Source organism: Celerinatantimonas diazotrophica (genome assembly GCF_004339545.1).
Taxonomy (GTDB): domain Bacteria; phylum Pseudomonadota; class Gammaproteobacteria; order Enterobacterales; family Celerinatantimonadaceae; genus Celerinatantimonas; species Celerinatantimonas diazotrophica.
The window spans coordinates 21,724-42,430 of the sequence record NZ_SMGD01000003.1 but is presented as its reverse complement, the minus strand read 5'-3'; the positions used below and the strand labels follow the sequence as shown (position 1 = coordinate 42,430).

The window sequence follows — 20,707 nt, the reverse complement described above, 5'->3', positions numbered from 1 at the left end:
CGTAATTATTTACTCCAGCTGATGGTCAGGTGGGAATGTGGTTTCACGGGCATTCGTGCGCGCAAAGAACGCACCTGTTGAGAATCAAATTTACCATAACAAATGCCGCTTTGCTGCTCTAACTGGGCAATGACAGTTCCCCAAGGGTCAATAATACAGGAATGCCCCCAGCTCTGGCGAGTATCGTCATGCTGACCACATTGAGCCGCCGCGACAACATAACATTGATTTTCAATCGCTCTGGCTTTGAGCAAGGTCAACCAATGCGCCTTACCCGTCAATTGCGTAAATGCTGCCGGAACCAGCAAAATTTCGCAACCTTGGCTAGCGAGCCAGTGATAAAGGTAGCTAAAACGCAAATCAAAACAAATGGATAAACCAATTTTAGTCTGTTGACAGGTAAACCACTTGGGGTGATTGCCAGCGATAAATCGCGATGATTCACGATAAGACCCTACATTATCCGCTAAATCAACATCAAACAAATGCATTTTGTGATAATGGCCAATGTAACGACCAAAGCTATCAAACACTAAGCTACTTGCTCGACAGCGTTTGTGACCATTCACTTTTGTCGGCAAACTGCCTGCAATCAAGGTAATTTGATGCTGTTTAGCCAATTGAGCCAACCACCGCTGAATCGGACCTTCCCCAGTTTTTTCAGCGATTTTAGAGTAATCGGCCCCTACCCCCAAATAAGCAAAATTTTCGGGTAGTAATAACACATCGCCGGGTTGAGGCGGATAAGCTGCTAATAACCGCTCAATTTCGGCTTGATTCGCACTAAGATCTAAGCGACTAGTCATCTGCAATGCTCCCAGACGCCAGTTTTGATCAGGATTAATTTGAGCCATCAGGTCTACCTTGTAAGTTTACAGGAACTTTGATTTTTCGTTTTTCGCGTTTGACTTCTATCAGTTTAGGATGGTCGATATCACCTGTTATATCAAAATCAACCTGAGTTATCACATCAATAACCGGTTCAAGCAACTTTGATAACGCCAAAACGGCAGCGCCTGTCACCGGTGTCACAGCAAAAGCAGCTAATACGGGCAAACTTGAAGTAATCTTCGGAGAAAAACTCACATGATAATTAACCTGACCTGAGATTAAATTTAATTCGCCATGGCCATGTAATATTCCCGAGACTGCGTCCATATAATAATCATCATTTTTTAACACGCCATTGGTAATGGTCGCGGATGCTTTAGCAGAATTAAAATATAAGCCTTTATCAAAGATGTCTCGAAAATCTAATTTTAGACGCCGCCGTAAGGTATCCAGACTGGCAAGGGTGAACAAGCGCGCGCCCTTGTCACTAACATCAGTTAAAACCCCTTCACCGGCTTTCCATTTGAGCTGCCCATTGAGCGTTTTTTTATCTATTTGATAAGGTAATCCGTGCCAGCGAAGGCCAAATGACCCTTTCATGGGGGTTTGTTCAAGCTCTTTGGCAAATCCTAGCGATGCTAAAAATTTCCCCGTTTCTTTGGTTTTGAATGTACCCTGATAAAAACTGGTCATGCCCCCGGGTCCAGGAAGCCAATTAACGGTTGCATCTAGTTTCATACCGCCGACCCCGTGCATTGTGACCTTACCATTTTTCATTTGCCCATTGGCAAACGGTAAGACAACATTCAATTGCCCAAGCCGATACCGACCAATCTGACAGCTCTGGCATTCAAACTCAATAGGCATCAGCATTGGCGATTTCGCTGCTGGTTTAGTCTTTCCTTTTACCGATGGTGAATGGGTTAGCGACTTCAGTGCCGACAGATCTAATTGAGGTAAAGTGGCTTTCACAATATTGAGCCGCCACGGATTTGTAAGAGAGGGCTTCACGGGCGCGATGAAAGAGCCATTTAATTGCTGACTGTTAATCTTCCATACATGGCCAGTTTGCTGATAATCCAACTGCATCTGGTCAAGTGGTTGGGAAAAAGCATCAAGTTGCTGGGCCAAAATATGAATCGACTTCAAATCAGGCAATAATGATACATTCTGAACATGGTCGGAGTCCGACTCACTCGCAGCATGGGATTTTACGCTAGATGCCGATGAGATCATTGGCAAGATATAATCTAGCCACGGTTTTAAACGGGTCTTGTCAATATTGGCATTAATGACACTGCCCTGTTCGGGAAGCTGCTCAGAAAGATGAGGAAGGCTCTGAGCATTACCGACATTCAAACGTAACTGATCCAAATGGAACGGCTGATAAAGATAATGAAAACGGCTCTCTAATCGGTCTTCGATCGAGAGCGAGCCATGGCCACTCTGATCATCACCGCTCACATTAAGTGTCGTTGGCCATGACTGGTTGGCAGATTTATCAAACGGCTTAGCTAATGCTAATTTAAACTGAGCAAGTTGTGAGGAAAACTTAGCGTTATACTGAAAAGCACTATTTTTCAAAAAAGCTATATTTATTTGGCCCTGCCAGTTGAGCTGCCCAGAGGCTGGCTTTAAAAGCTTTGGATTAGATAGCTGTTTCTGTAAAGAGCGCATATCCCAATGGCCACTTAACCCAATCCCCAAGTGATATTTCGATGGGTTGACCTGCTCACTGCCTATATCAATAGCAAGTGGTTGACCCAACCATTGAGCGTGGAGATTATGGGCACTAAGGTTGCCTTGCTGAAAGAATAACCGCCCATTCAGAGAATCCAGATCCATCTGCATAGTTTTCACCTGCATAGCCGCATCTTTAAAATCTGCATAGCCAGCAACTTTCACCTCAGAGTTGTCTAACGGAATATCCAACAGTAACTGTCCACTTAATGTTCCAGCGCTCATCGGCAACTGTTGCATGGTTGAAACCAAGCTGGTCACTGGTGATTTTTCTAAAAGCTGATGAACTCCCGTCAGATCAGTATGATGCAGTTGGGCTTGTATCTGAACTTTTCCTTGGGAATTCATTTCTTCGATAGCGGCATCAATATGCTTAATTGGAATTCCGGCGATATTAGCCCGATCACTTGCCATATGCAGCGAATCGTCTTGAAATAACAGATTTAAATCCATATCCGTTAAAGCTGGCCAGTCAGGCTGAAATTTAAAGGTACTATGGCGAAGCGGTACATAAACTTGAAATATTCCCTGGTGAGCACGGTAAGGGAAATGATTTACTCGACCAAACCATAATAACTGCGCATCCTTAACAGAACCAGACTGAATAGAGGCCTTGAGGTAATTTGCCACGTTCTCCGGCATCAATGGATGTGGATAAAAATGATGAGCCTTTCCCGCATCGGGAAGGTTCAATTGGGCACTTAAACTCAACCAAGGACTCGCCTGGTCGTCTTGCCAACTCAACACCCCCAGAGCATTCACATTGAGCCAAGGACTCTGCATTACCAGTCGATCTAACCTGACAACAGGATGCGCATTAGCCCATGAGACTTGTCCGTGGGCAGACAACGATTCGATTGGCCAACTTTGATCAAAGCTATGCTTAAAATTAACCTGAGATTGGCCTAATCCAACTGAAAAATTAAGATGTCGCTGATCCCCCTCAATCTTCGCGGATAATCCAGTCACCCCAGGCCATACGCCCGTTGCCTGAGAACTAAAATTATGGACCTGCGTACGATAATTAAGTTGACCATCACGCCAATTATAACGTAGCCGGATGTCTTGAAATTGCCCAGTTTTAATCTTCACAAGCGCCATCTGTTGTGGCTTGGGCAATAAAGATATTAACGGTTCCATCTCAGCCATCGGCAGTTGATTGATATACCAGTGCTGAGCTTGACTGTTAAGAGCACCTTGAACCGTAACATTCCCCCAAGATTTGCCATCGGTTTTTAATGACAAATCACTACTATCAACTTGGTAATAATCGCCTTTGTCGCGGAGTGTAAACACCCCTTTATCAAGACTGAGATGATGCTTATGGCCTTGTGGATTTTGCCAATCTAAAGTACTCGGTTGCCATTGCCATTGCCAAAGTGCTGGCTGTTTACCACCAAATTTTCCCCACAACTTAAAGTTAAGGTCAGTATTAAATTTCATCAGCTGGCTGACATTAAGCAAATGCCCAATTCGGGACAATTGAATATGTTTTCCCTGTGCATAAAACTGCCCAGGAATATCTAGCAAGTGATGACGGCCACCGCTATTATCCAGCTTTAAAGCAAAATGGATGGTACTCGTAGATTGCCCAAAGTGAGGTAAGTAAGCATCGCCCTCGGCTTGATGAATATGGCCTTGGTTACGCCAAAACATCGATTTTATATAAAGTTTATGCGATTGATTGTGCTCTGCGAGAAAATTAATTTGGGCATTCTTAACTTGAAAGTGATCTAGTTGATGTAAAAATAGCTTCGCAAACGTCTTCGCAACACTGATATCAACGGGATGAGAGCTTTTATCAGTGCCATTGTGCTGAACCCAAGGTAAGGTTGCATTAACATCATTAAGCTGAATATTACGAAAAACTAAGTGCCCCTGCTTAAGCGAATTTAATAAACTAAAATCAAGTAGGATCGAGCGCATTTTCAGCTGATAACGGCTCGAATTTTGCGGACTAAAACGAACATCTTTGAGAATCAAAATGGGATGGAATTGCTCTAACGACGCACTCATGCTACCAATCTGCAACTGCTGCGCAGAATACCCAGTTAGCCACTGGGTCATCTCATCGCGGAAATCATTAGCGTAGACAAAAAAACCTCGTAAAACGCTCAATAATACAGCAGCAGCAATAATGATAATCGCTAAGGTTAACCAACAATGATGTGCAATTCTTCGCAATAATGGCGCCATAGGATTACATCATGACAACATCAAACTGTTCTTGGTTATACATGGTTTCGGTCTGCACTCGAACTTCTTTTCCCATAAAAACCTCGAGTTCAGCCAAACTGTGCGACTCTTCCCCAGTTAACAATGCAGCAACCGGAGCCGAAGCATAAACAATGAAATGATCCGCTTGATACGCTTTTTTAATCCGTAGAACTTCGCGCAAAATCTCAAAACAAACTGTTTCAGCTGTTTTCACCGATCCCCTGCCATGGCAAGCAGGACAAGGTTCACACAATACGTGCTCCAAGCTTTCTCGCGTTCGTTTACGAGTCATCTCAACCAGACCCAGCTGAGAAAAACCGCTGATATTAGTTTTTGCTCGATCATGGGCTAAAGCTTGTTCGAGACTCAATAATACGCGTTGACGATGCTCTTCTTGCTGCATATCGATAAAATCGATAATGATAATACCACCTAAATTGCGCAATCGCAGTTGTCGCGCTATCGCCTGCGTTGCTTCAACATTGGTATTAAATATTGTTTCTTCTAAATTACGATGTCCAACAAAAGCGCCCGTATTAATATCGATAGTGGTCATTGCCTCAGTCTGATCAATAATCAAGTATCCTCCTGATTTCAGATCGACCCGCCGTTTAAGTGCTCGCTGCGCTTCATTTTCAATATCATAGAGATCAAAAATAGGCCGATCAGCGCAATAGTACTCAAGTATCGGGGCAAATTCAGGCACATAGTCCTGACAAAAAATGATCAATTCTTCATAACTGGCTCGTGAATCAACCAAAATTTTGTCCAATTGAGTGCCCACAAAATCACGAACAGTGCGAGGCGCAAGCGACAAGTCCTCATAGAGCATACTACAGCTGGGGTATTTTTCCTTACGTTGCAGAACCTTACGCCACAAGCGCTTTAAAAAAGCCGCATCTTGAGACAACTCATGCTCACCCACACCTTCAGCGGCGGTTCGAACAATAAATCCTCCCAAATCATCAACATATTTACTCGCGAGTGCTTTAAGGTGGTCCCGAGATTCTTCCCCCTCAATACGCTGGGAAACGCCAACATGGGAGCTTCCAGGCATTAATACCAAATACCGAGATGGTAAAGTAATATCTGTTGTCAATCGAGCCCCTTTGGTTCCCAACGGATCTTTAACAACTTGAACCATAATATCCTGCCCTTGACGAACAAGAGCGGCAATATTACCTGCCTGGAAATTTGCCTGCTCCTGAGTATCAACACATTCAGTATGAGGCATGATATCGGATGCATGTAGAAACGCAGCTTTATCTAAGCCAATATCAACAAAGGCAGCTTGCATACCGGGTAATACCCGGCTAACCTTACCTTTGTAAATATTGCCCACGATACCGCGTTTAGCTTCACGTTCAATATGGATCTCTTGGAGGATCCCCGTTTCGACCAATGCAACACGCGTTTCGGTTGGGGTCACATTGATCAATAACTCGGCCGGCATTATAACTCCTCATTATCCAACCTATCTGGATAAAAACATTTTTAGCAATTGTTCGCTTTCAACCAACGGTAATCCGACCACAGCGCTGTAGCTACCATCAATAGCCTTTACAAATTTTCCGCCAATCCCCTGAATTGCATAACTCCCTGCTTTATCACAAGGTTCACCACTTTGCCAATATAATTTGATTTCATCATCACTGATTGAGCGCATTTTTACTATCGTAGTGACTAATATCTGTTCCATCCGCTCTTGATTCACCACACAAACGGCTGTTAATACTTTATGAGCTCGCCCTGAAAGCCGGCGTAGCATATACCGACTATGTTCAAAAGATTCTGGCTTAGCTAATATTTCATTATCGACGCTGATCGTGGTATCTGCACCTAAAACGGGGCGACCATCTGCACTGTTTTTCAGTCCACAATAGGCTTTGGAGCGAGCCATTCGCACCACATAATCACAATCCGATTCAGAGACCGCTGGCGTTTCATCGATATGCCCATCAACAATATCAAAGGTATAGTCAAGATATTGCAGTAACTGAGATCGACGAGGTGATTGTGATGCGAGATGAAAATCCACTAAGCCTCCACACGGAATCGACGCCGGAGTTTACGCAATAACAGATATATCCAAGGCCAAATAATCAACGAACCAATCGCAGAATAGAAATAACCAGCCGGCATTTGTACTCCATGGACAATATAATTGATCCAGAATATCACAGCCTTATTCGCAATACAGGTTAAAGCAAATACAATGGCCTGCTGCCAGAGCGACATATTACGGATACGCACATAGTTGATTGCAGCAATATAGCCAACCAACGAAAAAGATAGCGCCCGAATCCCTAAAGTTGACCCTAATAATAGATCTAACACCAGACCGCAAACAAATGCGCCCAAAACATTAAATCGCATCGGTAACGCAATACACCAGTAAAAAACACATGCCAATAACCAGTCGGGACGGAAATTAGCAAACTGTTCTGGAACTGGCAGGATCTGTAAAACAATAGCGACCAGCAATGTCAAAATAACAATCAGCAGACTGACAAAGCCTCTCATTTATGGGCCCCCTCAGTAGCTTTATTCTTAGCATTAATCGGTTGTTTTAAATCACTTTTATTTGGCCATAATAACAACAAATAACGCAATCTCTCTAAATTGACGACAGGCTTAGCTTTAATCGAGGCAAATGGTTGCCCTTCCCGATAATCAAATTGAGTCACTCTGGCAACCGGATAACCTTCAGGAAAACGGCCTCCCAGTCCAGAAGTAACGAGCTCATCACCAACTTTAATATCAGTACTGCGGGGCACATTCGGCACACGCAAACTATTGATATTTCCATCACCTTCTGCAATAACTCGAATGTCATTGCGCATGACTCGAACAGGAATAGCGGCAGAACTATCGCTAATGAGCAGAACGCGACTACTGTCAGTTGCTACATGGACGATAAAACCAACCACACCAACATCATTAATCACTGGCTGACCTTGATAAACGCCATCATGACTGCCTTTATTGATCACAACCTGCTGAGAAAACGGATCGGAATCAACCGCAAGAATTTCAGCTACCATACGCCGACCATCGGTATGTACAGGCGATCCAAGCAGTGCTCGCAACTGTGCATTCTCTTTTTTTAAATTCGCCATAGTCAGTAGTTGCGCCTGCTGCAAACGCAACTGCTGTTTTAGACGAGTGTTTTCTTGGCGTAGTCGATGAGCACTAATAAATTGTTCGGAAGCATCATCAAGAAATTCACGAGGAGAATTAGCGACATACTGCAAAGGCGAAACCAGCGAGGCTAGATAGCCTCGCACAATGGAGAACGGCTTAAAATGGGAATCGGTATAAATCAACGCCATCGATACAATTAATGCCAAAAGTAAGCGTAACTGTAATGATGGTCCACTAGAAAAAATTGGCTTCATAAGCAAAAACCGAGCTAACTAAAGCCGACCTTATTCATATTGAAACAGATCGCCACCATGCATATCAATCATTTCGAGCGCTTTACCACCGCCACGAGCGACACACGTTAATGGATCATCTGCGATCACAACTGGAATCCCTGTTTCTTCCATCAGTAACCGGTCTAAATCCTTCACCAGCGCTCCACCACCTGTTAACACCATGCCTCGTTCAGAAATATCAGAGGCAAGTTCTGGTGGTGACTGCTCTAAAGCAACCATCACTGCACTGACAATACCAGAAAGGGGCTCTTGCAATGCCTCAAGAATTTCATTGGAGTTCAGAGTAAAGCTTCTTGGAACCCCTTCGGCGAGGTTTCGACCGCGCACTTCAATCTCTTTGACTTCATCACCAGGATAAGCAGACCCAATGACATGTTTAATCCGTTCAGCTGTCGCTTCACCAATCAAGCTACCGTAATTACGGCGCACATAATTAATGATAGCATCATCAAATTTATCACCACCAATACGTACCGATGAAGAATAAACCACCCCATTCAAGGAGATAATCGCCACTTCAGTGGTCCCACCACCAATATCAACCACCATTGAACCGGTCGCTTCAGACACCGGTAAGCCGGCGCCAATTGCAGCAGCCATGGGTTCATCAATCAAAACGACATCACGAGCCCCTGCACCTAATGCAGACTCTTTAATCGCTCGACGTTCAACCTGAGTTGAACCACAAGGCACACAAACCAACACGCGAGGACTCGGGCGCAGAAAATTGTTTTCATGAACCTGCTTGATAAAATACTGCAGCATTTTTTCGGTCACGTAAAAATCAGCAATCACACCATCTTTCATCGGCCGAATGGCAGAAATGTTACCTGGCGTACGGCCCAACATCTGTTTGGCTGCATGCCCCACTGCGGCAACATTCTTGGGGCTCCCAGCACGCTCCAAACGAATAGCAACAACTGACGGTTCATTAAGGACGATGCCCTGGTCTTTAACATAAATGAGGGTATTGGCGGTTCCCAAATCGATCGATAGATCGTTGGAAAAAAGGCCTCTGAGCTTCTTAAACATCGCTAGCTAAAATCCTGAAAATTTTGGGGATGGATTATCTCTAAATGAGCCTAACTTTACCAACGCTCGACCAATAGAGCAAGCGCAACCGTAGGCTTATAAGTGATCGCTTACATTTCAATTCTACCATCTTATTTAGTGCTATCCAGTATGGCACAGAATCAATGAATAGGAAGAGCGTTTTCGTAATAAAATAAAAGCCGCACAAAGATTATCCAATCCCCGCAAATTTAACTATTGAGTAACAATTCGAATCAATATTAATCCTCTTTTTCGGGGGCTATCACTGGGGAAAACCAATTCCCCTGGCCAGCATTCACCCCCAAGCGCTCTAGGACTTGCCAGTCTCGATCCGATTCGACCCCGACAGCAACAACTTTGGCTTTGCCTTCAGCACTGGCCAACAAACTGCTAATTGCTAAGCGATTCACCTGCCGTCTGGCCAGATCTCTAACAAGACTCGGATGAAGCTTAATATAAGCGGGTTGAAGATCATTGATATACTGAGTGCTGAGCACATTTTGCCCAGCACGGTCAATAGCGATCAGAATTCCTTTTTCACGTAATGCATTAATGCGAGCCTGTTGACGACGCCCCAAAAAAGCAACTTGCTGTTCTTTAAGCTCGATGATTAACCGCCCAGCCTGGCGCGGATTGGTTTCCATCGCCCAATAAATGAGTCGTCTGATCACCGCTTTTTCTTGAAGCGTTTCGACATCTAAGTTGATATTTACAGAGATAGTACTCGTTTTTAATCGTTCCAAGGCATTCTCGATAGCCAGATAATCAAATTGTTTGACCATGCCACAGCGTTCCACCCAGGGCCAAAACACACTAGCCGTCAACCAAGTCGAATCTGAATCTTGGATCCTAGCCAGTAATTCCACCGAATAGGGAATTCGATTTCGAGCATAAATTAACTGCTCGAAATAACATACTTTGCCTAATGAAAGAGCTTCTTCTAACATCGCCCGCCAACGCACTGAACCTTGCCCAATATAGGTAGCTGTCAATTGCCGGTCGACCGTAAACCAAGCATTTCCGCCTTGCTGTTTGGCAACACGCAGTGCGTCTTCAGCCTGATGCATCACCTCTTGTGGAGAATCGCCAAACTGATATCCAGCAATGCCAACAGCAATATAATCATCACTGTAAAATCCTGAAGGCAGCGGGATCCGCTCTAACTGTTTTAACAATGCCAGCGACACCGATTCGGCTTGTGCCAAAGTCACCTGAGCTAACAGTAATGCAAACTGGTCGCCACCAACCCGCCCCACAATCGCATTGGTATTATTTTTCGCATAATTGTTCAGCAACTGCGCAAACTGCTGGAGTAAAACATCACCAGCCTCTTGCGAATGGATGTAGTTAAATTCATCCAAAATCGTAATCTGAAAAAGCAAAACGGCTCCGATGTTGGCATCCCCATCGAGCATCTCTGTTTCAAGACGATTACTGAAATGCGTGAGGTTCGCCAGCCCGGTCAACTCATCGATAAAAGCATTCTCGCGGATCATTCGGTCAAATCGGGCCCGATCCTGGCGACTATTTTCCAGCTGCAAGAGCAACTGGTTAATCGCCCGGCTGGCACTTCGAGGCCATTCGCCAGGCTCCGCATTCATCACGCCATCTTGATGACCACCAATAATTCGCCTTCCTCGCCACTCAAGGCGCTCAGCCCCCTTAAACGCATTTTTGAGCCACTGAATACTAATTAGCAACCCGACCGCCACAATAATCACCCCTAAGAAGACATACACCATTGCATCCGGCGCATAACGCAGCCTTTTAAATGGACTCTCGACCCATAACGTAATAGAAAAATTGGGATGGGATTTCAGCTGGAAATGATAATGAATCAGTAAATTAGTATTCCCGTGATAACGAACGTCACGAAAGGTATAAACTGTTCCTCCCTTATTCGATACATCCATCCGAATAATTTGGTGGGCATGTAACCAATTGGGTAACCACTGTTCAAACTCCGGAGTATCAGGCTGAACATCCAATTGACTATCGAGAAGCTGCACAATCGCTTTGATTTTAAACGATTGTTGATCATAGGCGAGTTTACGGAATGTCAAGGCACCACCAATCCCTACCAAACCAACGGCAGTCACCACACAAATAACAATAAACAGAATAAATTTATTCGACAGTTTCACAGATATTCAATCACTTTTAATACTTATTCATTAACTCTCTAGGTGAACTGCCTAGCTTATCTAATTCATCCCAATAAATCGCCTTTTCGATATTGTAAATATCACCAGCAATGGCAAACTGTTATTTCATCTGACAACAACTAAGGAACTTTATGCCTGAATGCAGTTGGCCAGGGAACGATGCTCAATACCGCCAGTACCACGATCAATGCTGGGGAATGCCTGTTGTCGATAGCCAGGAACTTTTTGCTAAATTGTGTCTTGATGGCCAGCAAGCCGGATTATCTTGGATCACCATCTTACGTAAACAATCAGAGTATTATCGCTTATTTGAACAATTTAACCCTGAAAAAATAGTTCTGTTTGATGACAATAAAATCCAACAACTTCTGCAAGAGCCAGGTATTGTGCGTAATCGTCTCAAAATCAACTCTATCGTGCAAAATGCACAAGCCTATCTGAACTTACGTGACCAAGGCATTAATTTTAGCGATTATTTATGGTCTTTTGTAAATAATTTCCCAATTGACCACCAATTAGTTGATGGCAAAGATACACCAACGACCAGCCCAGAATCGAAGGCAATGGCTAAGTCACTCAAGAAACAGGGCTTTAAATTTGTCGGGGAAACGATTTGCTATGCCTTTATGCAAGCCGTTGGCATAATTAATGACCACCTTGTCAGTTGCAGTGCCCATTCTCGTTGTAATCAACGCGCCCGCGAATTGTTCTAGGAGAAAACATCAAATGCACGGACACGTCATCATAGCTTTTATAGGGACTTTTTTCGTTGTTTCGCTCACCCCGGGAATGTGTATGACACTGTCGATGACGCTCGGGATGACTATTGGTATCAAACGAACTTTATGGATGATGATAGGAGAACTGATTGGCGTGGGCATAGTAGCTGTTACTGCGGTTGTTGGTGTTGCGGCCATCATGCTCAACTATCCACATCTGTTTCACATCTTAAAGTATTTAGGTGGTGCTTACTTACTCTACTTGGGAATTCAGATGTGGCGATCTCGCTCGAAGCTATCATTGGCACAATCACAAGGCAATGTTAAACCACAATCGCGCAAAGCTCTCGCCTTTCAAGGACTGATTACTGCAATCGCCAACCCCAAAGGCTGGGCATTCATGGTCTCATTATTACCACCATTCATTGATGTCAATGAGCCCGCTGCTCCTCAACTGATGCTACTGGTTGCAATGATACTGTGTATTGAATTTACCTGTTTGATTATCTATGCCTCTGGCGGTAAAACACTTGGGTACTATCTCGCTCACTCGGGCAAACTAAAATGGCTTAATCGCATCTCTGGTGCTTTGATGGCGATGGTTGGGGTCTGGCTCGCGGCCAGTTAGTTAGTTAGTGCACTTTCATACCAATCAGCCGACTTACAGCTACAATCAATAATAAAGGATGACCACCATCCTTTATTATTTTTAGAACTGGCATGTTATTTGTAATAATTCAGTGTAGCGACAAAAACGTGACATCACGCTGTATCAATGCATCACTAAACTTGTCAGTTAACTTTGTTCGATTTCAAATGAGTGAGACTACAATGCAAAAACGAATCATTGCACTTTCAATAGCATACGCTGGATTGCTGCTGACAGGACAGTCAGCATTTGCCGCCACAGGCCACACTAACAACAGCATTAATGTTCAAGTAAACAACAAAAATATTAAAGGTGGAATTCAAGCGGCAGCTGGTGACAATGCTAAATTTTTTGCCAATGGCCAATATTCTGACGATAGTGGAACACTCGCTCAGGTTGGCGCTGAATTTGTAGGCAATTCAGACCCTATTTCCTTTGGTTTTGGCAGTAAAGCTGTTTTTCTGGATGCAAAAGATCATAGAAACGGTGGTGTGGTCGCTTTAGGTGGACATGTCTCTTATCAATTGAATGACCGACTTAAAGCAACAGCAGAAACTTATTATGCGCCCGATCTTCTTTCATTCCACCACATCGACCGCTATATGCAGTACGGAGCAAAAGCATCTTATATGGCAGTTGATAATGTCGATGTGGTTGTCGGATGGCGACGGACAACTTTTGGTTATAACGCTGGGCCTGATCTACGTTATGAGAACAACTTTTATCTTGGCACTGATTATAATTTTTAAAAAATACGCACATCATTCAGGAAGTAGGCAGGCTTATAGTACCGCTTCCTGAATCAATTTCACCAAACCACTTTGTTTGCCTAAATGCTCAAGCAGTACGAATTCGCAATGAGGGTATTTCTGCTTAAGTTCAGCCACTAAATCGGGCAAATCATGGCGGACATGCTTACCTGCAGCTAAGAAAAATGGAAATAAAGTGACGGAATGAACGCCCTCAGTAATCAATTGCTCAAGTCGGGCATGAAGATCTGGCTCACACAATTCTAAGAAAGCATGGCAAATCGTCTTAAAATGCCCTGCTAAAGCAGGTTGTAACTGCTGGGTGAACGCAATGATTTCGTGGTTGGATTCATCTTTGCGACTGCCATGAGCTACTAAAACAAAAGCTTTAGACATGAGATGTCTCCGGTTTACAACAAGAGCAGAAAAATATGGGCAACGAATGCCCATATTTATTCTAAAAGTAACCAGTTAATACTGATGCCAATCGGTTAGATAGACAAATTACCTAACTGCGTCTTTAAGAGCTTTACCAGGAGTAAATGCAGGCACGTTCGCTTCAGCGATATCAATTTCAGCGCCAGTCTGAGGGTTACGGCCTTTACGAGCTGCTCGATGATTTACTTTGAAAGTACCGAAACCAATCAGCTGAACCTGATCACCACCTTTAAGCGCGCCAGAGATTGATTCAATAGTAGTTTCTAATGCCACTTTTGCTTGAGCTTTAGACAGATCCGCCTTTTCTGCGATAGCGTCAATCAGTTCAGTTTTATTCATAGATAAGTAATCCTTTGTGATTATTTTCGATTAGCCGAGAACACTTTAAGAGAAAAAAATAAGCTTCGCAAAGATTTTTTTATCCAAGAAGCCAGATTTGACGCGGGATTAACACTATTTTGGAAAAAAATGAATGAAATATCCCATGCCACAGGCCACTGTAACAGGAATTATTCGTCCCGCAAACAGATCCCCAGATTACTGACATCTTCTTGTCGAGCTACTTTTCTCACCTGTTTGATGTAATCATGATTTCTCTGAAAACTAAGAGCAAAATCATAACATTGTTTTTGAAATGCCAACTCTTCTACTGCTAAGGGCTCTTTGAACACCGCCTCATCATCAGCAAAATCATTTTGCATCTGCAAAAAATTCGTCACCGAACTCAACGATAACTGACTTGCCTGTGCCGCCTCATCTCCATCAAACGTCAAGACGACACTAAATAATAATTCTAGTGCGACACAACAATCTAGGGCCGGATATACACCATAAATATCAAAATTTTTTACCTCTGGAATAACCGGATCTAATTGCTCGCGCTGCAAGGCAAAATTAATACGGGCTTTTGGATACCCCAAATACTCCCAAAACAGCGCCATGTATTTATCCAATGCATCATCACTGGCAAACCCAGTAGCCTGAGCAAACAACTTATAATTTGGCATCATTCGCTGTGCTAAACAAGCACAGAATAGCAGTTGCGCCATTCTTGGCAAATTTTTTAGATTTGTCAAAAAAGAAGCTGGTAGCATCAATAAACTCCTAGGTTGATGGAAGAGGTGATTTTAAAAGAAAGTCGTGAAATCACCAGTAAAATTATACATAAAAAGGCTAAAAATAAATCATTTGCTTGAAGATGGTACAATAAGTTTAAAAAGCAACCAAAAAAGTTGGAACACAAGCACTCTGAATGCGATCACTCGTATACGGATGTCACACTTATAGGACAAAATTAGGAGAGATAGAGCGACATTTCCTTATACATTATCTGACAGTTAGCATTTTGTATGCTTAAAAATATTCAAACCTCATCAACACAGACCAACGATCTCACTCGAAGTGACCCGTTATCATCTTGCGACCAATAAACTACCTCTATGTGATCTGGTGGACTTTGTCCGGTGAGAGCAATTTCAGTAATTTAGCTGCCGATGGTCGATTAGAGGCAAATGCATCAGCCCAACGGGTCGGCTTTGGTAACCGATAGCCATCCAAACACTGTCGAACAAAAGACAAACTTTGCTCTGTCGAGACCCTATTGCCTGGTGATAGGTATAATGGCTTACAACGTGCTTTTGAGCGCAATACATAACCAACGATATGGTTCTCATCGATAAGCGGTTGGACACTGCCCGGTGGTGCTTCAAGTGGTTGGTGCTCACCGGTTAATTTTGATTTGGCCACGCCGATTGTTGCGATATTAAGTTGCCACCCCAGCTGAGATGCATTACCAAAGCGACGCGGATGAGCAATCCCCTGGCCATCCACCAACACCAACTGAGGTTTATTCTCTAACAATTCATAAGCCCGAACCAACGCCGGAACCTCTCGAAAACCAAGCAACCCAGGAATATATGGCATGGTATTCGGTAAAGTGACAATACTAAGTTCTAACGGAGTTAAGCAGTTGGCATCAAAAGTACAAATTGCTGCTCGAACCATGGAACCCTTATTCGGTAAACCAATGTCAGCTCCCGCAATACAGCGAACGGGGTGTTGAAAAGGGGTTAACTGCAGTTGGGATGCGGCTCGAGTTTGAAATTCACGAGCTTGCTGGACTGAAAAAGGCCATTGCCAGTCCATGAGAGGCTCCATCTTTTATCTTGAATCGTTACTGGATGTTAGCACACCCAATAAAGGCGATATATCATCATCGTTCAAAAAAGACGCGGGTGGGTTCAATAGAATCACCGTTGCATTATCGTCTGATAATTCATCCACATGGGTCTGAATATCAGCCTTAGCCAAACAATCATCATAACGACTAAACGCATCTACAACGACAGCATCCACTAATACTGATTCCAGCTGGGATCTACTTGGCATATGCAAGCTTTGCAACCAAACTTGAACCTGGCATGAGCGCAACCAATAAATGGACTGATTCGCTTTGGCAATATCATTATGTCTGGGCCAATCTTTGACAAGTACAATGAGATTACGCCAAGAAAAATGAATTTTTAACAGTCTATCGAGCAACTGCTCAAACCAAAATTTATCGCTGAGCAACTCATCATCGATCACAATTAACAACGGCCCAGCAACATGTTCAAGCAACATTTTCTCGGCACACGACTGAGCCTCCTCTAAAAACTGAGAAGTATTAAGACACTTGTCTTCATCGTTAAGCATCCAGCCATCCCACTGCAAACAAAGCTCACTGGCATTTTTTTGCATGAGCTGCACTGGTTGACAGGCTGGAATTTCAACACGGGATTCAGCCTGAGCTGATTTCATTACATTGCTCATGGAATAAGCATATGCACCTTATTGAATTGACTCAATTGGGGAAAATCCCTACATAGGCATCGCATAAGACCTGCAAAAATTTACAACATCTAGCACTGTTCTCCTCTGGCGAATGCGCTATCATGTAATTCAATACTGATAAATTGAATAATCTCTAGGATATTTTTATGCTCAAACAGCTTTCAATTATCGCTTTCAGTTCACTAATTTTATCTGGATGTGCGCAATTATCCCCCACTGATAGCCAGACCCAGTCCGCCCATCCCGGTGCATCACAGACTTATTCAACCAAAGATTTGAACGAACAACAGATGCAAGCTTTAGTCTGGATGCAACGCTCAGCTGAATATCGCGCACTGTGTTACCAAGCATTTAATGTTGCCACGAATCAGTTGAAAAAAGAGCTATCTAGTGATCATGACAAACCTTTGGCGGTTGTCGTCGACATTGATGAAACCATTTTAAATAATTCGCCGTATCAGGCTTGGTTAATCGGTAAAAATCAGGGCTATTCAAGTAAAACCTGGCAACAGTGGGTCAAACAGAGCAAAGCGAAAGCAATCCCTGGAGCATTATCGTTTTTAAATTTCGCCAGTGAAAATGGTGTTCAGGTATTCTATGTCACTAATCGTGCTGAGAAAGTTCGTCAGGCGACCTTAACAAACCTTAAACAGCTGGGATTCCCGGATGTTGTTAACTCACACCTGCTCATGAAAACCACCAGCAGTAATAAAGGGCCTCGACGCGACCAAATCCGCGCTCATTATGATGTAGCTCTCTACATGGGAGATAATTTAGGTGACTTCAGTCATAAGTTTGATGGCAAAAGCATGCAACAACGCCAGCAATTAGCAGACCAATATCGTCCACAATGGGGAACCAAATACATTGTACTACCAAACCCAGTTTATGGGACTTGGGATGGTGCCGCCATTGATTATAAATGGGGAGCAAGTGCTGCAACTAAAAACAAACTGCGTAAAGAAGCCCTGCGCGTCTGGCACCCATAAGACTTAAATACTTTCTCACCACGTAAAGGGCATTATTTAAGCCATAAATATTTTAATAGCAATGGCCAATAACAAGATCGCAAATAGACGCTGCAAACGCTGTTGTGACCAGCGATGAGAGAGTTTTGCACCAAAGCGAGCAAAAACAGAGCTGGTTAAGATAATCCCCAACCAAGCGGGCAGATACACATACCCAACGCTCCACGCGGGTAAAACTGCGTTCTGGCTCCCTGCAAGGAGATAGCCGAGCGTACCGCTAATAGCGATCGGTAATCCACAGGCCGCTGAAATCCCAGCGGCTCGTTTCATTGACTGACCAAAATAATTTAAAAACGGTACCGTCACGGTGCCGCCCCCAACACCGAAAATAGCAGATTTAAATCCGATAAAGATACCGACGCAATTGGTAACCCACACAGCAGGCATAGACCGATTAGATATTTGCGGATGGGCAAATAACATTTTTAAGGCGATCAACACTAAATAGACCCCGAAAGCCCACTCTAACCAACGACCATCGATAAAATGCGCCAGCCAACTTCCGGAGAAAGCACCGATAATAATCCCTATGGTCAATTGCCGAACAATTTTCCAGTCGACACTTCCTTGTTTGTAATGGCTATAAGTTGAACTTGCTGCGGTAAAAATAATGGTCGCTAACGATGTTCCCATTGCCATATGGATGGACAACTCAGGAGGAAAATTCGCCCAGTGAAAAATGACCACTAAAGCTGGCACAATCAGGACGCCTCCCCCCAGACCAAATAATCCCGAGAGTGTGCCGGCAACGGCACCTAACACCAAACAGATCAAAAACATAAATAACCTTAGAACAAATACACTAACTTAAAGAGCGCTTGTTATCTCTAAGAGAGACGACGGCCGCGATTCACTCCTTTATAGGAGTTTGATGATAAGACCGACTATATTGGTGAACTGCATCCACAAAAACACCAGCATGATCGGCAGGGACATCCTGGTGAATACCATGTCCCAGATTAAAGACATGGCCACTACCATGACCATATTGATTAAGGATTCGCTGGACTTCACGCTCAATTTTATCTGCTGGTGCGTACAACATCGACGGATCCATATTCCCCTGCAGAGCGACTTTATCGCCAACTCGGCGACGCGCGTCATCCATATCACATGTCCAGTCAATCCCAATCGCATCACAGCCCGTTTCGGCAATCCACTCCAGCCATTGTCCCCCGTTTTTAGTAAACAGAGTGACCGGAATATGTTGCCCATGAGCAGAATGGTGGATCCCTTCGACAATCTTTTGCATATATGCCAGTGAAAACTCTTTATAACAATCGCCACTTAATACCCCACCCCAAGTGTCGAAAATCATCACAGAGTCAACCCCAGCCTCAATTTGCGCATTAAGATAGTCAATGACAGACAGCGCTAATTTATCCAGCAAAAGATGCAATGTTGCGGGGTCACTAAAGAGCATTTTTTTGATTTTACTAAACTGCTTGCTTGACGCGCCCTCCACCATATAAGTAGCCAATGTCCAAGGGCTGCCAGAAAAACCAATCAACGGAACTTGCGAATCTAATTCACGGACAATGGTTTTAATCGCCGCTGGCACATAAGCCAGTGACTTAAGCGGGTCTGGCACTGACAGCGCTTTAACATCGCTTAACGAGCGAATGGGATGAGCAAACTGAGGCCCCTCGCCTTTCACAAAATAGAGCCCCAGTCCCATGGCATCAGGAATAGTTAGAATATCAGAAAAAAGAATGGCTGCATCCAAAGCAAACCGCCGCAGTGGCTGCAGTGTCACCTCACAGGCCAGCTCAGGACTTTGACAAACCGACATGAAGTCACCCGCTTTCATACGCAATTCACGGTATTCTGGCAGATATCGGCCAGCCTGACGCATCATCCATACCGGCGTCATATCGACCTCTTCGCGGCGTAATGCTCTTAAGTAACGGTCATTTTTTAACTTGCTCATAATATTCCTGAAGCTGGCACAAACTGTCGGCATTGTATGGCGATTTGCCAATAAAGGCTATAGTGATGCACTGAATTAGCTCTGCACAGATCCAGCAATTTCATCGACTAAAGTGTCAATAATTTTACGGGCGATCGTCCCCGGCTTCGGTAATAGCGGTAGTTTGGTAATCTCAAACCAGTTGGCATCAATCAGCTCGCTACGTTGGACTTTGATCTCACCCGATCGATAGTCGGCTAAAAATGCCATCATTAAAGAATGAGGAAACGGCCACGGTTGGCTACCTGCATAACGTATGTTATCGACCCTAATACCAGTTTCCTCAAATACTTCACGCACGACACACTGTTCAAGGGTTTCACCTGTTTCGACGAATCCCGCTACGGCAGTGTAAATGGGATTATCTTTTTTGGCATGTCGTTTATGACAGGCCAACAAAATTGAATTTTCTCGACGAATCGCGACAATAATACACGGCGAAATTCGTGGATAAGCACGAAATCCACAATGATTACATTGCATTGCAAATTCCCAGTCAACACGCTCCATCGGCTTGCCACACTGCCCACAAAACTGATGCGTCTTTAAAAACAGAGACTGTTGCATCGCTTGCCCAGCGAGCATCAAGAAATCCTCATTCAGTTCACTCACCAACTGATAAAGCGACTCCCACTCTCCTAACCCTAGGTCAATCGGTCCATCTAATGCTAACCGGTAGCATGGCTCACCCATGTAATCATTAAAATACTCGGCTTGAGTCAACCACGATTCAGTCACGGGCAGATCATCCATTTGGCCAAACGGAATACGTTGGCCTTGAGGCACACACAATAATTTATCTTGCGAGGTAAAAAACCACCAGCCGGCTAACGACTGACGATGAGGATGGAAAGCAGACATAGAACTCCTTATTTTT

Annotated in this window: 20 protein-coding genes; 4 read left to right on the top strand and 16 right to left on the bottom strand. The window is 43.9% G+C overall.

The annotated features are described in order from the left end of the window. Window positions 1-5: 5 nt before the first annotated feature. The 8 genes from EV690_RS01500 to EV690_RS01465 all read right to left on the bottom strand — a co-directional run bounded on the left by EV690_RS01500 (window position 6) and on the right by EV690_RS01465 (window position 11,425). Complete coding sequence (locus EV690_RS01500) at window positions 6-854, bottom strand: carbon-nitrogen hydrolase family protein (RefSeq protein WP_131911183.1); 849 nt, start codon at window positions 852-854, stop codon at window positions 6-8. Further along, window positions 841-4,767 carry a YhdP family protein gene (locus EV690_RS01495; RefSeq protein WP_131911182.1) on the bottom strand — a complete coding sequence of 1,309 codons (3,927 nt, stop codon included), beginning with the start codon at window positions 4,765-4,767 and terminating at the stop codon, window positions 841-843. The genes EV690_RS01500 and EV690_RS01495 overlap by 14 nt, the downstream gene beginning before the upstream one ends. 4 nt (window positions 4,768-4,771) lie before the next feature. Next, on the bottom strand, window positions 4,772-6,241 hold the full coding sequence (gene rng, locus EV690_RS01490; protein ID WP_131911181.1) for a ribonuclease G: 1,470 nt from the start codon (window positions 6,239-6,241) through the stop codon (window positions 4,772-4,774). A 21-nt stretch (window positions 6,242-6,262) separates the two neighbouring features. Next, window positions 6,263-6,826, bottom strand: a complete 564-nt coding sequence (locus EV690_RS01485) for a Maf family protein (RefSeq protein WP_131911180.1) — start codon at window positions 6,824-6,826, stop codon at window positions 6,263-6,265. Continuing rightward, entirely contained in the window at window positions 6,826-7,311 is a 486-nt protein-coding gene (gene mreD, locus EV690_RS01480) for a rod shape-determining protein MreD (protein WP_131911179.1), read from the bottom strand. The genes EV690_RS01485 and mreD overlap by 1 nt, the downstream gene beginning before the upstream one ends. After that, entirely contained in the window at window positions 7,308-8,186 is an 879-nt protein-coding gene (gene mreC / locus EV690_RS01475) for a rod shape-determining protein MreC (RefSeq protein ID WP_131911178.1), read from the bottom strand. The genes mreD and mreC overlap by 4 nt, the downstream gene beginning before the upstream one ends. A gap of 30 nt (window positions 8,187-8,216) precedes the next feature. Beyond that, the gene (locus EV690_RS01470; RefSeq protein WP_131911177.1) at window positions 8,217-9,260 is read right to left on the bottom strand and encodes a rod shape-determining protein; all 1,044 of its coding nucleotides are present in this window, start codon (window positions 9,258-9,260) and stop codon (window positions 8,217-8,219) included. Window positions 9,261-9,520: 260 nt separating this feature from the next. Next, on the bottom strand, window positions 9,521-11,425 hold the full coding sequence (locus EV690_RS01465; protein WP_131911176.1) for an EAL domain-containing protein: 1,905 nt from the start codon (window positions 11,423-11,425) through the stop codon (window positions 9,521-9,523). Between the two features lie 152 nt (window positions 11,426-11,577). On the opposite strand from EV690_RS01465, the gene EV690_RS01460 reads away from it, so the two are divergent. The 3 genes from EV690_RS01460 to EV690_RS01450 all read left to right on the top strand — a co-directional run bounded on the left by EV690_RS01460 (window position 11,578) and on the right by EV690_RS01450 (window position 13,563). Next, window positions 11,578-12,159: a DNA-3-methyladenine glycosylase I gene (locus tag EV690_RS01460; RefSeq protein WP_131911175.1), complete on the top strand. Its 582-nt coding sequence runs from the start codon at window positions 11,578-11,580 to the stop codon at window positions 12,157-12,159. A gap of 13 nt (window positions 12,160-12,172) precedes the next feature. After that, complete coding sequence (locus tag EV690_RS01455; protein WP_131911174.1) at window positions 12,173-12,793, top strand: LysE family translocator; 621 nt, start codon at window positions 12,173-12,175, stop codon at window positions 12,791-12,793. A 203-nt stretch (window positions 12,794-12,996) separates the two neighbouring features. After that, window positions 12,997-13,563 (top strand): YfaZ family outer membrane protein, encoded by a 567-nt coding sequence (locus EV690_RS01450; protein ID WP_165872626.1) that lies wholly within the window; start codon window positions 12,997-12,999, stop codon window positions 13,561-13,563. A gap of 33 nt (window positions 13,564-13,596) precedes the next feature. On the opposite strand, the gene EV690_RS01445 is transcribed toward EV690_RS01450, so the two are convergent. The 5 genes from EV690_RS01445 to EV690_RS01425 form a co-directional block, all read right to left on the bottom strand. Then, window positions 13,597-13,959, bottom strand: a complete 363-nt coding sequence (locus tag EV690_RS01445; protein WP_165872625.1) for a sirohydrochlorin chelatase — start codon at window positions 13,957-13,959, stop codon at window positions 13,597-13,599. 108 nt (window positions 13,960-14,067) lie between these two features. Next, window positions 14,068-14,340 carry an HU family DNA-binding protein gene (locus tag EV690_RS01440; RefSeq protein ID WP_131911171.1) on the bottom strand — a complete coding sequence of 91 codons (273 nt, stop codon included), beginning with the start codon at window positions 14,338-14,340 and terminating at the stop codon, window positions 14,068-14,070. Between the two features lie 170 nt (window positions 14,341-14,510). Continuing rightward, entirely contained in the window at window positions 14,511-15,095 is a 585-nt protein-coding gene (locus EV690_RS01435; RefSeq protein ID WP_131911170.1) for a YjaG family protein, read from the bottom strand. Between the two features lie 343 nt (window positions 15,096-15,438). Further along, window positions 15,439-16,146: a deoxyribonuclease V gene (nfi, locus tag EV690_RS01430; RefSeq protein ID WP_131911169.1), complete on the bottom strand. Its 708-nt coding sequence runs from the start codon at window positions 16,144-16,146 to the stop codon at window positions 15,439-15,441. A gap of 15 nt (window positions 16,147-16,161) precedes the next feature. Further along, a complete protein-coding gene (locus tag EV690_RS01425; protein ID WP_131911168.1) occupies window positions 16,162-16,800 on the bottom strand; it encodes a hypothetical protein in 639 nt (212 codons plus the stop codon). A 179-nt stretch (window positions 16,801-16,979) separates the two neighbouring features. Here EV690_RS01425 and EV690_RS01420 point away from each other — a divergent pair, with 179 nt between their 5' ends. Beyond that, on the top strand, window positions 16,980-17,822 hold the full coding sequence (locus tag EV690_RS01420) for a 5'-nucleotidase, lipoprotein e(P4) family (protein ID WP_131911167.1): 843 nt from the start codon (window positions 16,980-16,982) through the stop codon (window positions 17,820-17,822). 36 nt (window positions 17,823-17,858) lie between these two features. Here EV690_RS01420 and EV690_RS01415 read toward each other — a convergent pair whose 3' ends face one another. The 3 genes from EV690_RS01415 to nudC all read right to left on the bottom strand — a co-directional run bounded on the left by EV690_RS01415 (window position 17,859) and on the right by nudC (window position 20,691). Next, complete coding sequence (locus tag EV690_RS01415) at window positions 17,859-18,641, bottom strand: sulfite exporter TauE/SafE family protein (RefSeq protein WP_131911166.1); 783 nt, start codon at window positions 18,639-18,641, stop codon at window positions 17,859-17,861. Window positions 18,642-18,711: 70 nt separating this feature from the next. After that, window positions 18,712-19,791: a uroporphyrinogen decarboxylase gene (gene hemE, locus EV690_RS01410; protein ID WP_131911165.1), complete on the bottom strand. Its 1,080-nt coding sequence runs from the start codon at window positions 19,789-19,791 to the stop codon at window positions 18,712-18,714. A 75-nt stretch (window positions 19,792-19,866) separates the two neighbouring features. Continuing rightward, window positions 19,867-20,691 (bottom strand): NAD(+) diphosphatase, encoded by an 825-nt coding sequence (nudC, locus tag EV690_RS01405; RefSeq protein ID WP_131911164.1) that lies wholly within the window; start codon window positions 20,689-20,691, stop codon window positions 19,867-19,869. Window positions 20,692-20,707 lie beyond the last annotated feature (16 nt).

Excerpts from the sequence above, each read along its gene's own strand:
- nfi (WP_131911169.1), bottom strand. The coding sequence starts at position 16,146 with ATGGACTGGCAATGGCCTTTTTCAGTCCAGCAAGCTCGTGAATTTCAA.
- EV690_RS01425 (WP_131911168.1), bottom strand. The coding sequence starts at position 16,800 with ATGAAATCAGCTCAGGCTGAATCCCGTGTTGAAATTCCAGCCTGTCAA.
- EV690_RS01500 (WP_131911183.1), bottom strand. The coding sequence starts at position 854 with ATGGCTCAAATTAATCCTGATCAAAACTGGCGTCTGGGAGCATTGCAG.
- mreC (WP_131911178.1), bottom strand. The coding sequence starts at position 8,186 with ATGAAGCCAATTTTTTCTAGTGGACCATCATTACAGTTACGCTTACTT.
- EV690_RS01420 (WP_131911167.1), top strand. The coding sequence starts at position 16,980 with ATGCTCAAACAGCTTTCAATTATCGCTTTCAGTTCACTAATTTTATCT.
- EV690_RS01460 (WP_131911175.1), top strand. The coding sequence starts at position 11,578 with ATGCCTGAATGCAGTTGGCCAGGGAACGATGCTCAATACCGCCAGTAC.
- EV690_RS01435 (WP_131911170.1), bottom strand. The coding sequence starts at position 15,095 with ATGCTACCAGCTTCTTTTTTGACAAATCTAAAAAATTTGCCAAGAATG.
- nudC (WP_131911164.1), bottom strand. The coding sequence starts at position 20,691 with ATGTCTGCTTTCCATCCTCATCGTCAGTCGTTAGCCGGCTGGTGGTTT.
- EV690_RS01415 (WP_131911166.1), bottom strand. The coding sequence starts at position 18,641 with ATGTTTTTGATCTGTTTGGTGTTAGGTGCCGTTGCCGGCACACTCTCG.
- EV690_RS01470 (WP_131911177.1), bottom strand. The coding sequence starts at position 9,260 with ATGTTTAAGAAGCTCAGAGGCCTTTTTTCCAACGATCTATCGATCGAT.
- mreD (WP_131911179.1), bottom strand. The coding sequence starts at position 7,311 with ATGAGAGGCTTTGTCAGTCTGCTGATTGTTATTTTGACATTGCTGGTC.
- EV690_RS01455 (WP_131911174.1), top strand. The coding sequence starts at position 12,173 with ATGCACGGACACGTCATCATAGCTTTTATAGGGACTTTTTTCGTTGTT.
- hemE (WP_131911165.1), bottom strand. The coding sequence starts at position 19,791 with ATGAGCAAGTTAAAAAATGACCGTTACTTAAGAGCATTACGCCGCGAA.
- EV690_RS01495 (WP_131911182.1), bottom strand. The coding sequence starts at position 4,767 with ATGGCGCCATTATTGCGAAGAATTGCACATCATTGTTGGTTAACCTTA.
- EV690_RS01440 (WP_131911171.1), bottom strand. The coding sequence starts at position 14,340 with ATGAATAAAACTGAACTGATTGACGCTATCGCAGAAAAGGCGGATCTG.
- EV690_RS01450 (WP_165872626.1), top strand. The coding sequence starts at position 12,997 with ATGCAAAAACGAATCATTGCACTTTCAATAGCATACGCTGGATTGCTG.
- rng (WP_131911181.1), bottom strand. The coding sequence starts at position 6,241 with ATGCCGGCCGAGTTATTGATCAATGTGACCCCAACCGAAACGCGTGTT.
- EV690_RS01445 (WP_165872625.1), bottom strand. The coding sequence starts at position 13,959 with ATGTCTAAAGCTTTTGTTTTAGTAGCTCATGGCAGTCGCAAAGATGAA.